The 13,517-nt window shown below is 42.3% G+C and carries 13 protein-coding genes; 9 read left to right on the plus strand and 4 right to left on the minus strand.

The genetic code is table 11. The features are described from left to right. The 3 genes from K1F36_RS19250 to K1F36_RS19260 all read left to right on the plus strand — a co-directional run. Positions 1-1,191 (plus strand): RHS repeat domain-containing protein (locus K1F36_RS19250; RefSeq protein WP_313790090.1); only part of this gene is annotated, 1,191 nt, incomplete at its 5' end. Then, entirely contained in the window at positions 1,191-1,652 is a 462-nt protein-coding gene (locus tag K1F36_RS19255) for an Imm30 family immunity protein (RefSeq protein WP_220115246.1), read from the plus strand. The genes K1F36_RS19250 and K1F36_RS19255, both read left to right, overlap by 1 nt. Positions 1,653-2,738: 1,086 nt before the next feature. After that, the gene (locus K1F36_RS19260) at positions 2,739-3,044 is read left to right on the plus strand and encodes an Arm DNA-binding domain-containing protein (RefSeq protein WP_220115247.1); all 306 of its coding nucleotides are present in this window, start codon (positions 2,739-2,741) and stop codon (positions 3,042-3,044) included. A gap of 1 nt (position 3,045) precedes the next feature. Here K1F36_RS19260 and K1F36_RS19265 read toward each other — a convergent pair whose 3' ends face one another. From K1F36_RS19265 to K1F36_RS19275, 3 genes are read right to left on the minus strand one after another with little or no spacing between them, the layout of a single operon-like run. Next, the gene (locus K1F36_RS19265; protein WP_220115248.1) at positions 3,046-5,613 is read right to left on the minus strand and encodes a TonB-dependent receptor plug domain-containing protein; all 2,568 of its coding nucleotides are present in this window, start codon (positions 5,611-5,613) and stop codon (positions 3,046-3,048) included. After that, positions 5,614-6,534, minus strand: coding sequence for a FecR family protein (locus tag K1F36_RS19270; RefSeq protein ID WP_220115249.1), 921 nt, complete (start codon positions 6,532-6,534; stop codon positions 5,614-5,616). A gap of 43 nt (positions 6,535-6,577) precedes the next feature. Continuing rightward, entirely contained in the window at positions 6,578-7,099 is a 522-nt protein-coding gene (locus K1F36_RS19275) for an RNA polymerase sigma factor (protein ID WP_220115250.1), read from the minus strand. A gap of 110 nt (positions 7,100-7,209) precedes the next feature. Between K1F36_RS19275 and K1F36_RS19280 the strand changes: the two genes are divergently transcribed. Genes K1F36_RS19280 through K1F36_RS19305 form a run of 6 tightly spaced genes read left to right on the plus strand, consistent with a single transcriptional unit; the run spans position 7,210 to position 13,325 of the window. After that, positions 7,210-7,653 carry a thioredoxin family protein gene (locus K1F36_RS19280; protein ID WP_258539154.1) on the plus strand — a complete coding sequence of 148 codons (444 nt, stop codon included), beginning with the start codon at positions 7,210-7,212 and terminating at the stop codon, positions 7,651-7,653. Positions 7,654-7,663: 10 nt separating this feature from the next. Then, entirely contained in the window at positions 7,664-8,695 is a 1,032-nt protein-coding gene (locus K1F36_RS19285; RefSeq protein WP_220115251.1) for an FAD:protein FMN transferase, read from the plus strand. Between the two features lie 8 nt (positions 8,696-8,703). Next, positions 8,704-8,913 (plus strand): DUF4266 domain-containing protein, encoded by a 210-nt coding sequence (locus K1F36_RS19290; RefSeq protein ID WP_220115252.1) that lies wholly within the window; start codon positions 8,704-8,706, stop codon positions 8,911-8,913. Positions 8,914-8,920: 7 nt separating this feature from the next. Then, on the plus strand, positions 8,921-10,414 hold the full coding sequence (locus K1F36_RS19295; RefSeq protein WP_220115253.1) for a DUF3570 domain-containing protein: 1,494 nt from the start codon (positions 8,921-8,923) through the stop codon (positions 10,412-10,414). Positions 10,415-10,467: 53 nt separating this feature from the next. Next, complete coding sequence (locus K1F36_RS19300) at positions 10,468-12,435, plus strand: LTA synthase family protein (protein ID WP_220115254.1); 1,968 nt, start codon at positions 10,468-10,470, stop codon at positions 12,433-12,435. Beyond that, entirely contained in the window at positions 12,432-13,325 is an 894-nt protein-coding gene (locus tag K1F36_RS19305) for a diacylglycerol/lipid kinase family protein (protein ID WP_220115255.1), read from the plus strand. Before K1F36_RS19300 ends, K1F36_RS19305 begins: the two co-directional genes overlap by 4 nt. Before the next feature lie 11 nt (positions 13,326-13,336). Here the strand turns inward: K1F36_RS19305 and K1F36_RS19310 are convergent. Continuing rightward, on the minus strand, positions 13,337-13,517 hold a 181-nt coding region (locus K1F36_RS19310), incomplete at its 5' end, for an integrase core domain-containing protein (RefSeq protein WP_220115256.1).

The raw sequence follows: 13,517 nt of genomic DNA on the forward strand, positions 1-13,517 counted from the left end.
ACGGTGTCCACGGGAAGTTCTGTGACAGATTATGCGGGCAACTATATCTACCAGGGAGGAACATTGCAGTTCTTTGGCCAATCGGAGGGCTATGTGACCCCTGATGGTAATGGAGGTTACGACTATGTGTACCAGTACAAGGACCACTTGGGGAACATACGCCTGAGCTATGTGGAAGATGACAATGGCGACCTGGAAATAGTGGAGGAGAACAACTACTATCCTTTCGGCCTTAAGCACAAAGGGTACAACGACATACCCATGTCGCCACTTGGCAACAGTGTGGCGCAGAAGTGGAAGTACAATGGAGTAGAACTTGATGAGACTACGGGATTGTATGAGATGGATTTTAGACAGTACGATGCTGCAATTGGTAGATTTACTGCGATAGATCTGGTGACGCATCATTCGATGTCAACCTATACAGGGTTTGATAATAATCCTATATATTGGGCTGACCCTAGTGGAGCAAATGCAGAATGTCCAAGTTGTGAGACCGAAGAGGATTGGAACGCATATTATGCACAGGCAGAATATACTGCAAATATTACTGGTCAGAAAATTGAATTCGACATGGTATTGGGCGATGGTCCTTTGAGTTCCGCCCAAATGGATGATGGTCATGTAGTTTTTTATTTAAACGGAGAACTTCAGGATTTAAATAAGCATGATAATCGACTAGATGCTTTCAGTAGTTTAGTTGGTGATGGATTGATGCCTGAAGCACCAGGAAGGCTTTTCAAATTTTTAGGAAGTCTTTTAAAAGGAGGAGGAGATGAAGTTGCAGAAGCAACAACAAAGGTCTCCGATGAATTAGATTTATTACCTGGAGAGTTGGAAGTGGGTACTTATGATGAATTAATTAATGCAGGAACAAAAGGTGATAACATTACTCCACATCATATGCCATCCGCTAATTATATGAAAAGTAAGGGAATTAGTACGGGGGAAGGGGTATCCATGAATATGGAACAACCTTATCCTGGTGTCGGGGGACGTCATAGAAGAACTGCGTCTTATGGACGTAAATCAGATGCCTCCATTTCTGCAAGATTATCATTAGCCACGGACATAAAAGATGCGAGGCAAATATATATGCAAGATGGATTATATGGGGGACAAGTTAGGGATGCTTTGCAAAATGTTGTAAAATTGAATATTAAAAAGTTTCCTAACTTATATAAAAAATAATGCTGGATAAGTTAATTAATGAGTTAATTGAGATAGAGCCCAAGACACGAGACGAGTCTTATGTTTTAAAGTTTGAAAATAAACTTGAAGAGATATTTTCTACGGGTAATCCTGCTATGATATCCAAACTACTGGATGTGATGGATGATAAATTTGAGTTTGACGAACTGATGTTCTCAATAATACATACAATTGAATCATTTGATGATTTTACTTATATTCAAGAACTATTTATTTCATTACCCGAATTTGTTTTGAAATCACCAAGATGGGCGTCAATAATAGTCATGAGAATAATCAATTCACCCAAAACATTGGATGTGTTTTTGGAATCATTAGAAATATTGTCATTAAAGAAAAGAAAGGCTTTGATTCTACTCTTAACCAGTATGGCCAAAAGGGGCGATGAAATAGCAAAGAAGGTTAATCCGGTTTTAAGTGAACTAAAAAAGTCAGGTTAACAGAACAATTATTATAATGTAGTAAAATAGTTATTTTACCTAAGTTTATACATCAACAGCAACTTTTTTTGGGTTGCTGTTTTGTTTTTACAAGTTTTATTGGTTTGCGTGTTGGGATTTGAAAGCGATTGTTTCTTTTGGGTTTCCTTTAGCGGTACGAAATGTAACTTTTCAGTTATTTCAGATTAAAGGGAAAGATGTAAAGTGTACCTATTTGAATCTTTTCAATCCAATATTGATACTGACCAAATCCATAACCCACTAAACTCCATTGGAGGCCTTAATCTAAGCAATGTTCTTTTGTCAGTAGAGGAGAATATAAGGTAAGGCAGAAAGCATTGGGAAGAAATGGGGTTTAAAGTTTTTACGGTATTTAGTGGCCTAATATCGAAATCTTTAATTTCTTTGCTTATACTGGGCGAGGAGGATGGTTAAGGTCACCAAAAACTGAAAATTTGAGCCCCCCGATATTTGCTTTTAGGGCGTTGAAAATTAGATTTTTGTGTTAGTTTTGAGGGTGCAATTTTCTCCGGCGTTTCCAATATAAGTGCAGTACAATAAAAATGAGCGCAAATTTGATGGATTTATAAAAAGTGGGCACTATTGAGGATGTTTGAACTAATGTCATTTATAAATACTATTGTGAAAAATCAAGAAATAATACGATTGCTCTGATTTTTTAAATGGTCATATTATGGAAGTTGATTCTAAGCAATAAGCTAAATTTAAAGGGAGTTTGATTCCAATTGAATTGAAATCTGTATTTTTATACTAATTAGGACGTAGTCTTATTCTCATTTTCATATTAAATGTGCAATAAGGTGTGCAAGATTTAAAATATCAGTGCTGGTTTCTGACTTACAGTAACTTATAAAAATATAGATGGTTCAGTCATTCCGACGAACCGCCTTATAGGCAGAAACAAAGCACTGTTAATTGTATGATTATCACTGCTTCTCATTTTTTATGATTCCATCTGATATCATTTGAAACCATATTTTTGGTGTGCAATAAGGTGTGCACACTGGTACACTGATTGTTGTAATTTTAGGTATGAACGATTGAGGTCAAAGGGCAGTCTGACCAATGACAATTGTTCAATTAAAATTATTACCACATGGGACAGACAGTACTTTAGGAATCAATTTCTTCGTCAGGAAAAAGCGCAATGACCCGAGCATCTACGATATATATGTTCGCATAACGGTCAAAAAGGAGCGTGCAGAAATCAGTATCAAGCGGGACATTCCGGTGTGCAATTGGGACAAAATTCGTGGAAAAGCGTTCCCGACCAGTAGAATCATGGAGGATTTGAACGCATACCTCGATACCGTGTATGGGGAAATCCTCAATGTTCATAGGGAGTTGCACATTGGGACAAGATGCAATTAGCCTAAAAAAAGACCCTTAACGTAAAGTTTGGGGTAAGCCCCAACGAACGCCTGTGGATCACCTGTTCCAAAATAAGTTCACCATTTTGTTGAGAGGTGCGGTGAATGATGGAAAGCGGAACAATACGATTGTAAATGTTGAGTACTGAAAAGCCCAATTGCATTCTGGAGTTACGTTCTCCCAATCCAAACTGATAGACCACCGAGGCATCCAAGCGATGAAAATCGGGCAAACGACCCGCATTTAAGGGGCCAAAATTGACTTGCTGGGTCTCTTCATCATAATTTTCAATGAGGGTAACAGGAAGACCAGTGCGGTATTGCCAGCCCAACGATAATTGTAAACCATTGAATTGTATGCTGTTGGATATTCGAAAACTATGGGTGATGTCATTGTTTCCGGAAAAACTGTCTTCTTGAACCGCATCAAAGGTAAAATTGACATCATTGAAAGAATAGCCCATCCAAAATCGATAGTTTTGGATACGTTTTTTAACGAGCAAGTCCATTCCTAAAATGCGACTTTTGCCTTCACTGAGTTCTGGCCGGGGTAAATTGAACCCTTGGCTATAGGTGGTTAGCCCAGTGAGCCGCTTGTGGAAAACTTCCGCATCCAAGGTCCATCCCTTTTTATCAAAAAGAAGCCCTGCTGAAATCTGGTTACTTTGTAAAAGCGGAAAATTGACATCGTCCGAAAGCCGCCAAATGTTGTTGTCCAATCGAAGTTCAGTTTGATTGAATTCAATCAGCTGTGAAATGGGTTGGTTCCGTCTTTCCAATCCAGCCCGAATCCGCGAAGATTTGGAAATGGGAAGTTCCAGATTCAAACGAGGTTCCAGATAGATATTTCCTAAACTTCCATAATGCACCGCCCTAATCCCCAATTTATAGATGCCCGAATTGGCTTTGGTAATGGTGTATTCGCCAAACAGTACGTTTTTAAAATTACTCTCGTGTACGGGGAGACTGATGTTGTTTTCCCGTTCAACGTTGGATATGGCACTCAGGTCAATTTCCAAATTGGTATTGGAGAGTTGGTATCCAAAGCTCAATCGGTCATCATTCTTAAAAGTTCTATCTGATTTCAGTTCCAAGCCAAAATCGCTGATCCTATTACCACGAATATTGGTCTCCTCCAATTCATTGTCCAAGAGTTCTTCGTTTTTATAATAAGAGTCATATGAAGAAAAGTAGGCAGTGATTTCCTCCGTTTGGTTTGGGGAGGTATGATGCGTCCAGTTGGCACTCACCCCACCATTCCCAGTGGTAAGCGAGTCCTTTTTGGTTTCTCCATCATTCATAAAGGAAAATTGGGTGCGGTTTCGGGTCATGAGGGCACTGATGGCAATCTTGTCCTTCAGCGAAGGTTGATACACATACTTGGCATTCAGGTCATAGAACCGAAAGTCATTGTCACTGTCCTCGTAGGTGTAATCATCATCCGTATTCACATTCAATGGATTGCCGCGGCTGTCGGTTATGATGCCGGTATTGTTGAAAATTTTTCGTTCATAGGCTTCATAGGTGGGTCCTTCAAATACATCCAGATAGGCATTTCGCGCAAAAAGCGACAGTGAGGATTTTTGGGACAAGGGTATTTTTAAATAGCCATCCGCACTCAAGCCATCAATCCCAATCCCTCCGGAAACCTTTTGGGCGATGGTATCGTCGGTAGTGATATCAATAACCCCGGAAACGCGGTCTCCATAAACAGTACTGGTCCCGGTTTTGTAGATTATCGCCTTTTCGGTGGCATACGGATTGAACCTTGAGAACATCCCATACAAATACCCTGAATTGAACACCCGAATATGGTCAAATAGCACCAGATTCTGGTCTGAAGTTCCCCCGTGGATTTGAATCTCCGAAGCTGATTCATCCAAACTGGAAACCCCAGGAATCATTTGAATGCTTTGTAAAATATCTGGCGTGGTCTGCCCGGGAATGGGCCCCAAAGGTTTTTGGGTGAGGGTGATAGAGCCATCCCGATTTCGGTCTATCCCTGTGGTGATGTAGGAAGTGACCACCACTTCCTTGAGTTGCTTGTAGACGGGAGAAAGATAAATCGGGACGCAATCCTCCGAAGAATGAACACTCACAGAACCATAACCCGAAACGTGAAGCAAATAACTGGATTGTTCTGTATTTTCAAATTGAAGCAACCCTTTTTGATTGGTTTCAAGCACCAAGATTGAGTCGACCACAACCTGATTTTCCGTAATGGGCAATCGGGTTTCTTGGTCTAGCAGAGAAATGCAGATTTGATTTGAATTTGAAATTGGCGTAACGATGACTTGGGGCTGTCCCTCAATTTTCTCGAAATGAAGTCCGGTTTGTGCTTCGAGTACGGCAAGGAGTTCAAACAAGGTGAGTCCGTCCACTTGAACCGTAATCTTTTTTTCGTCCACCACATCCTCTGCGAAAGAAAAACTGAGTTGGGTGTCCGCTTCTAATTGCTGAATTACTTCTTTGAGTGAGGTGTTCTCAAATTCATAAAATAGATTTTCTTGGGCATAGGTCATGGAAATGCCCAAAAAGAGTAATGACAATAGGATTTTAAAGTACCTCATCTATTCACCAGACAAGGTAACAATTCTTTTGTCTGCCGAAATATGATATTTGATGCCCATGGGTTCCATGGTAGTCTTAAGGGCGCTTTCAAGATTCTTATGCGTAAATCTTCCAGTGAAAAGTCGGTCTGTTTGCACGGAGTTTAGCTCAAAAGTAACCGGAAATTGAACGGAAAGTTCCTCCAGAACTGTTGAAAAAGGCTGTTCTACAAAAGATGAATACCCTTTTTTCCAATCGGGAGCATCACCAGAAAATTCCGTTTGCTGAATTTGACCTTCTTTAATTTCAAGCATCATTCCTTGCGAGAGTTCGGTGGGGTTGGACTTGGTCAATGGCGTGAAGATAATGGCACCTTCATAGCATTGCACTTTGAAATCTTTCCGGTCCCGTACGTTGAATTGGGTGCCCAATACGGAAACTGTTCCTTTGCTGATCCTTACCTTGAAATCCCCACCGGGTTGTACATCAAAAAAAGCTTCCCCTTCAAAATCCACGATGCGGTCTTCCTCCCAACCAAATCGCTTGTAGGATAATTTGGAATTGGCATTTAGCTCAATTAGAGAGCCATCCGCAAGAAGTACGGTCTCTTTTTCGCCAATACTAGTGGAATAGGTTTTATATCCGAAGAAATAGGTGTACCCGGCAAATAACAATGCAATGGATGCAGCCGCTGCTGCCACCCACCATAAGCGTCTTACCTTGGATTCTTTTTGGACGTTTTGATTTTTTTCTATCACCAAAGCCAATGCCTTTTCCACATCTATGTCTGGGCCATTAAGCGAGCTGGCAGCATTATCAATAGCCATAAGTTGCTTGTGGACATCGGATGCCTCGAACCCTGCCTGTTCCTCCGGAGTCAACGCTCCGGCAATCCATCGGGCCAAAAAATCTTCGTTGGCGTAATTTTCATCCATAGGCATAATCGCTCTTATTTATAGGACAGTTGATTTCTTTTTCACCCTATTAAAATTTTAATTCTTTTCCCAAAACTTCACGGAGTTGAAGCAAAGCTTTGCCCATTCTTCGTTCAATGGCCTTTACACCGACCCCGGTCATTTCGGCAATTTCGGGATAGGTTTTCTTTTCTATTCGGCTCAATAGATACACTTCCCTTTCTTTTGGAGGCAAAGAGGCAATGGCCTGCTTCAGTTTTTCATGGAACTCGTCCATCTGCATCAAATATTCCGGACTTTCATGGTCCACGGAAGCATTGGTACTTTTTAAGTGCTTTACTACGATTTTTTCATGCTCTTTTTCATTAAGAAATGAGTTGTTGGCCGCGCGGTAGAGGTACGCCTTCACTTTGGAAAAGGAAACGGTGGCACACAATTTCCAAAGCTTTACAAAAACATTTTGAACAATGTCCTCCGCCTGTTGCAGATCGCCACATTTATAATAAATGTATCGGGTCACCGCCGCATAATGGGTGCGAAAAATTCGATTGTAGATTTTTTGCTCGCAAATGGATGGTTCTTCCTCTGTCATGTGCTGATTAGGGCGAAACTATTTTATAAGGCACAAAAATAATTAGAAAAAATAGGGTGTATGGTTTTTTGCCTGTCTTAGTAATGAAAAAGAATTTTAACATCTGAACTATGCATTGCAAAAAATGGTTGACAGCCTTGATGATAGGCTGTTTTTTACTGATACAAAATCTTTCGGCCCAAGAGTGGCAAATCAATTTTGAAAAGGCCAAAGACTTGGCCCAAAAGAACGATAATAATATTGTTTTGGTCTTTCAAGGTTCTGACTGGTGTGCGCCTTGCATTAAGTTGGATCGCGAGGTTTGGAGTACCGATGAATTCCAAAATTTGGCCAAGGACCGATTTGTGATGCTCAAGGCCGATTTCCCCAGAAAGCAGAAAAACAGATTGCCCGAAGCACAAGAGGAGCACAACAAAATGTTGGCTTCCAAATACAACCCTAATGGATACTTCCCTTTTGTGGTGGTGTTGGATGCTTCTGGAAAGGTGTTGGGCGAAGCTGGGTATGAAAAAACTACACCAAAAGCCTACTTCAACAAGTTGAACGCCTTCTAATAATCTGAAGATGCCTAAGATAAATCGATTTTTATTGAGTGCGACCCTTTTCCTTTTTGTGATTTCTGGGTATTCCCAAGGGATTGATGATGGAACTCAGCTCCAAGTCTTTCAGCGTACCCTAAAATTGATGGGTAGCCGGTTTGACCTTACCGTGGTAACCGAAAATCAAACCAAGGGCGATGCTTATTTAGACATGGCGATTGCTGAGATTTCAAGAATTGAGCGCTTGATTTCGTCTTGGGACCCCAATTCGCAGACCTCTAAAATCAATCAAAACGCTGGAGTGGCTCCTGTGAAAGTGGACCAAGAACTTTTCAATCTGATTGCAAGGGCCATCAAAATATCAAAATTGACCCAAGGGGCATTCGATATCAGCTATGCTTCCATGGACCGCATCTGGAAATTTGACGGTTCCGTCATGAAAATGCCTTCGGAGGAAGCCATAAGGCAATCCGTTGCCAAAGTGGGGTATCAAAATATTGTCTTGAATCAAGAAAATGGGACCGTATTCCTGAAGAATGAAGGCATGAAGATTGGATTCGGAGCCATTGGAAAGGGATATGCAGCGGATAGGGCCAAGGCATTACTCGTGAAAAATGGGGTTGCCTCTGGAATCATCAATGCCTCTGGCGATTTAAATGCGTGGGGCGCACAACCCGATGGCAAGGATTGGATGGTGGCCATCGTAAACCCGCTCAACAAGGATAAGGTCTTCTCTTGGTTGCCGGTAAAGGACCAAGCGGTGGTGACATCTGGTAATTATGAGAAGTTCGTCATTCTAAACGGGGAACGCTATACCCATATCATCGACCCAAGAACAGGCTATCCCAGCAAAGGAGTGCGGAGCGCCACCATTTTTACGGCAAATGCTGAATTGGCCGATGCCCTTGCCACCTCAATTTTTGTGATGGGCGTGGATACCGGCTTGGATTTCGTGAATCAATTAAAAGGCGTGGAATGTATCCTAGTGGACGACAATAATAAAATCATCACTTCCAAAAATATTGCCTTGAAAGGCGTGGAAACCCAAAGTAGATAAACCCAACTATGAAGAAAATAGCAATTGCCCTATACAGTTTGTTAAGCCTGTCGTCTTGTGCGGTCCTGCACGAGTATGAAAAGGTCAACATCAATGATCCAGACATGGTTTTGGCGGATAAGAAACTGGCAAAATTTGAGACGAGTTATCAAGTATACCGGGAGGGTGCTTCTGGCGGAAATGGAGGAAAAACAGGAGGCGGTTGTGGTTGCAATTAACAAGAGCATGAATAGATTTTGGCTAATACTTTTATGTATCCCAATGCTTGGGATGGCCCAACAGGAAAATGTCAACTCCTATAAAAAACGGGTCTTGGAAACCACCGAAGTGGATATCCTCTCCAGTTACTATGAACAAACTGGAAACAATGCATCCGTTACCGGTGGTATCGGAAATGAGCGGCTTACGGATGTGGCACCATCCATTGTGGTGAGCGTTCCATTAAATGACGACGATGTGCTGAGTGTAGATGTGGGCATTTCAACATACACTTCTGCCTCTTCCAGCAATTTAAACCCGTTTGACGTAACTGGTTCCGGTGGTTTAAGCGGAGCTTCCAGCGGTGGCGGTGGAGGTGGTGGCGGAGATGACGACGACGAAGAGGATGACGACAACAATGGAGGAAGCTATTCCGGTGCTATTGGAAGTCCGTGGGTGGCCTCTTCCGGCGCATCCCGACAGGATACTTGGGGCAGTGTTAATATTGGGTATTCCCATAGTTCGGAAGACCGTGATCAAATAGTGAGTGGCAATGTGTCTTTTGCCACGGAGTATGATTATACCTCCATTGGTTTTGGTGGAGGGTATACGCGACTTTTCAACGAAAAAAATACGGAGCTAAGCCTCAAGGGTAGTGTGTTTTTGGACCAATGGAATCCTAGATACCCTACTGAATTGGACAGCTATGTGGAAGTGGATGGCAATTTGAACGCCGGCTTCTTTTCTGGAGTGGATATTTTGAATAGAAATGGATTGGTTACCAATAAGAGTGGTTCATTGACTTGGCGTCCTGTGGAGAATTTCAGTTTGATTTCGGACAAAAAGCGGAACAGTTTCGCATTGTCGGTCTCTTTGTCGCAGATATTGGGCAAGAACACCCAAATTTCAATCTTCGCCGATGTGGTCCAACAGCAGGGATGGCTCTCTAACCCCATGCAGCGGGTCTATTTTGCCGATGTACCCAACTATTTTATTGGAAATCCTGCCAGTATTCCGTTCTACACCTCTGCAGAGAACAGGGATGTGTTTATGTTGGCCGATGATATGGAACGACTGCCCGATACCCGGTTCAAAATACCCGTGGGCATCCGTTTGAATCATTATATCAATGAGATTTTGACGGTTCGCACCTATTATCGCTACTATTTTGATGACTGGGGATTGCAGTCGCATACAGCGAGTGTGGAAATCCCGGTGAAAGTAGGGCAGAATTTTACCTTCTATCCATCCTATCGCTATTACACCCAGAACCAGATAGATTATTTCGCTCCTTTTGATGAGCATTTGTCCACAAGTCAATATTATACCTCAGACTATGATCTTTCGGCTTACGACGCCCATCAGATTGGTTTTGGAATCACGTATACGGACATTTTTACCCAATTCAAGACCTTGGGATTTGGATTGAAGAGCATTGATGTGAAGTACAACAACTACCACCGGACCACGGGCCTAAAGGCCAACTATTTTGGTCTCGGATTCAAATTTGAAATGAATTAGAGAGTAAGCTATAAAACAAAGCTCATTTACATATTGAATTAATTGGAATACCCATGAAGTTAAAACTATTTCCCTCGCGTTACGCCCTGATCAATGCCTTTGCCCTTCTTTTTTTGGCACTGTCATTTTTGATACGACTATCTTTTCTGATCCTGGATTTTACGGAAGTGGAACACTCCCTATTTAGTTTGCTGAAGATATTTTTTACAGGATTGTTTTTTGATTTGGGTACAGTGTCATTTTTCTACGTAGTGGCCTCCCTGTATTTTTTGTTCTTTCCCAAACGGTTTTATGGTTCTTTGTTGGATAGAATCTTGGTCTACTTTGGGTTCTCCCTGGCATTGCTCGTTGTTTACTTTTCCTTTTTTGCCGAAATCACCTTTTGGGATGAATTCCAAAGACGGTTCAATTTTATTGCGGTGGATTACCTCATCTACACCTACGAAGTGGTCAAAAACATTAACGAATCCTATCCCTTACCACTTTTGATCGGTGGTATGGTCATTTTAGTTACAACGACAGTTTGGCTTTTCGCACGTAAAGGGTTTTTCAAAAAGGTATTTTCGGCACATGATGGATTTCAAGTGAAGTTGGTTCCTTTTTTGGCGGCTATTTTGGTTGTATCGTTTTATACCGCTTCCATTGATAACGATTCTGCAGAAACCTCAGAAAACAGATATAACAATGAGCTTTCGAAAGCAGGGATATATTCCTTCTTCGCAGCGTTTCGGAACAATGAGCTCAGCTACACCGATTTTTACAAAACCATTTCTGAAAAAGAAGCCCTTAACAAGGTGCAAAAGCAGGTAACAGGTCCTTTGGACAGTCTGCTGGAACCCGAAGACAATATTCTTCGCGCCATAAAAGGGGGTGTTGAAAAAAAACCGAATATCATCTTGATTTGTGTGGAGAGTTTGAGTGCCAACTATCTGGGCATTTTCGGAAATAAAAAACAGCTGACCCCAAATTTGGATTCCATTGCACAGGCGGAGACCTATTTCTCTAACCTGTATGCCACCGGCACCCGTACCGTGAGGGGCATGGAGGCCATTACCTTGAGCATTCCCCCAACTCCGGGCAGGAGCATTGTAAAACGCAAGCATAACCAAAACCTGTTCACCATCGGTGAGGTTTTCAAAGAAAAGGGGTACAGTAGAACCTTTTTTTATGGCGGCGATGGGTATTTTGACAATATGGACAAGTTCTTCAGTGGTAATGGGTTTGACATTGTGGACCGAGGACGTGGATTTTTACCCTCTCGGGATATTGTCACTTCACGCAAAAACATTGAAGATGATGAGGTCACTTTTGAAAATGCTTGGGGCGTTTGTGATGAGGATATTTTCAATAAGGTTTTGAATGAAGCGGACAAATCTGTAGAGCAGGGCACTCCCTTTTTTGATTTTGTCATGACCACATCCAACCATAAACCCTATACCTACCCAGAAGGTAAAATCGATATCCCCTCGGGCACATCGCGAAGTGGGGCCGTAAAATATACCGATTTCGCCATTGGTCAATTCTTAAGACAGGCCAAGGCCAAATCGTGGTATAACAACACGGTGATTGTGATTATGGCAGACCATTGTGCAAGCAGTGCAGGAAAGTGGGAATTGGATGTGGACAACTATCACATCCCTGCCATTATTGTAAATCTGGAAGGGGGTAAAGGATATAAGATTACCCGGCAATGTTCCCAGATAGATGTGATGCCAACGCTCTTCTCCTTGTTGGGCTGGAACTATAAAAACAATTTTTTTGGTCGCGATGTGTTCAGTATGAAACCAGAAGACCAACGTGCATTTGTGGGCAATTACAGAAAATTGGGCCTATTAAAGAAGGATGAATTGATGGTGTTGGGCGATGGAAAGACCGCCAATCAATATAACTGGGACAAAAAAAATAACAGCCTATCGAAAGAACCAATGGACACTGCGTTTTTAAACGAGACCATTTCCTATTACCAACTTGCCGATTACCTCTACAACCATAATGGGCTGGATCTAAAAGTAAACCTATGAAGAATGTCCATTTTATTGTAAATCCCATTGCAGGCAAGGGCGACTCCACGATCAACGAAGTATTGTTGTCGCAGTATTTTGAGGCGAAACACTTTGATTTATGTCTTAAAATTTCCAATTATCCAGGGCATGCCACGGAATTGACCAAGGCTTCCTTGCACGAAGGAGCCCATATTATAGTGGCCTGCGGCGGAGATGGGACCATAAACGAGGTGGCTTCCTGTCTTGTGGGAACCAACATCCCCTTGGGCATCATACCTTTTGGTTCCGGAAATGGTTTGGCTTCCAACCTCGATATCCCTAAGAACTTGTGTGAGGCACTGGGACTTTTGCGGAATGCCCATATGACCAAAATTGATGTGGGGCGGATGAACGGTCGCTTTTTTTTCAGTAATACGGGAGTTGGTTTTGATGCCAGTGTCATCAAGAATTACGAATCGTCCAATAGGCGTACCCTATCTGGGTATCTGGCTGCGTGCATAACCTCCTTAAAGCAATTGACGAAACCCCAGGAGATCGAAATAAAGGCGAATGGCAGGAAATGGAAGACGACCCCCTTTTTGGTGTTTGTTTCCAATACCAATGTGATGGGGTACCATCTGAGCCTTACACCCCAAGCATCCTTGCAGGACGGACTTTTGGATGTGTTGGTCGTTACCAAGGTCAACAGGGTCAAAATGTTGGTGTTGGGTGTCTTGCTCTTGATGAACCGGCCGCACTTGCTCAAGGAGGCAAGGCATTTTCAAACTACGACCCTAGCTCTGTCAACTCTCCCAGGTACCCATTTTGATTCCCAGATTGATGGGGAGTTCCATGCCGTGGAGGACAATACCATTTTCATCGGTATTGAAAAGAAAGCCTTGACCGTCATAGTGCCTGAACAATTGTAGCCTTACCCATTTTAGTATATCGCTAAATTCATAAAATTATCATTAAAGTGGTCTGTTTCGGGGAAGAATTCTTCCCCGAAACGGTTCTTGTATTCCCTAGGCGGCATATCCCCGATGGATGAGTGGGGATGCCTTGTACTGTAATCCTCCATCCATTTTTGGGTCAGCGCCTTTATTCGGTGTAGGTGGTTG

Source organism: Flagellimonas abyssi (assembly GCF_019457905.1).
In the GTDB taxonomy this organism is placed as follows: Bacteria; Bacteroidota; Bacteroidia; order Flavobacteriales; family Flavobacteriaceae; genus Flagellimonas; species Flagellimonas abyssi.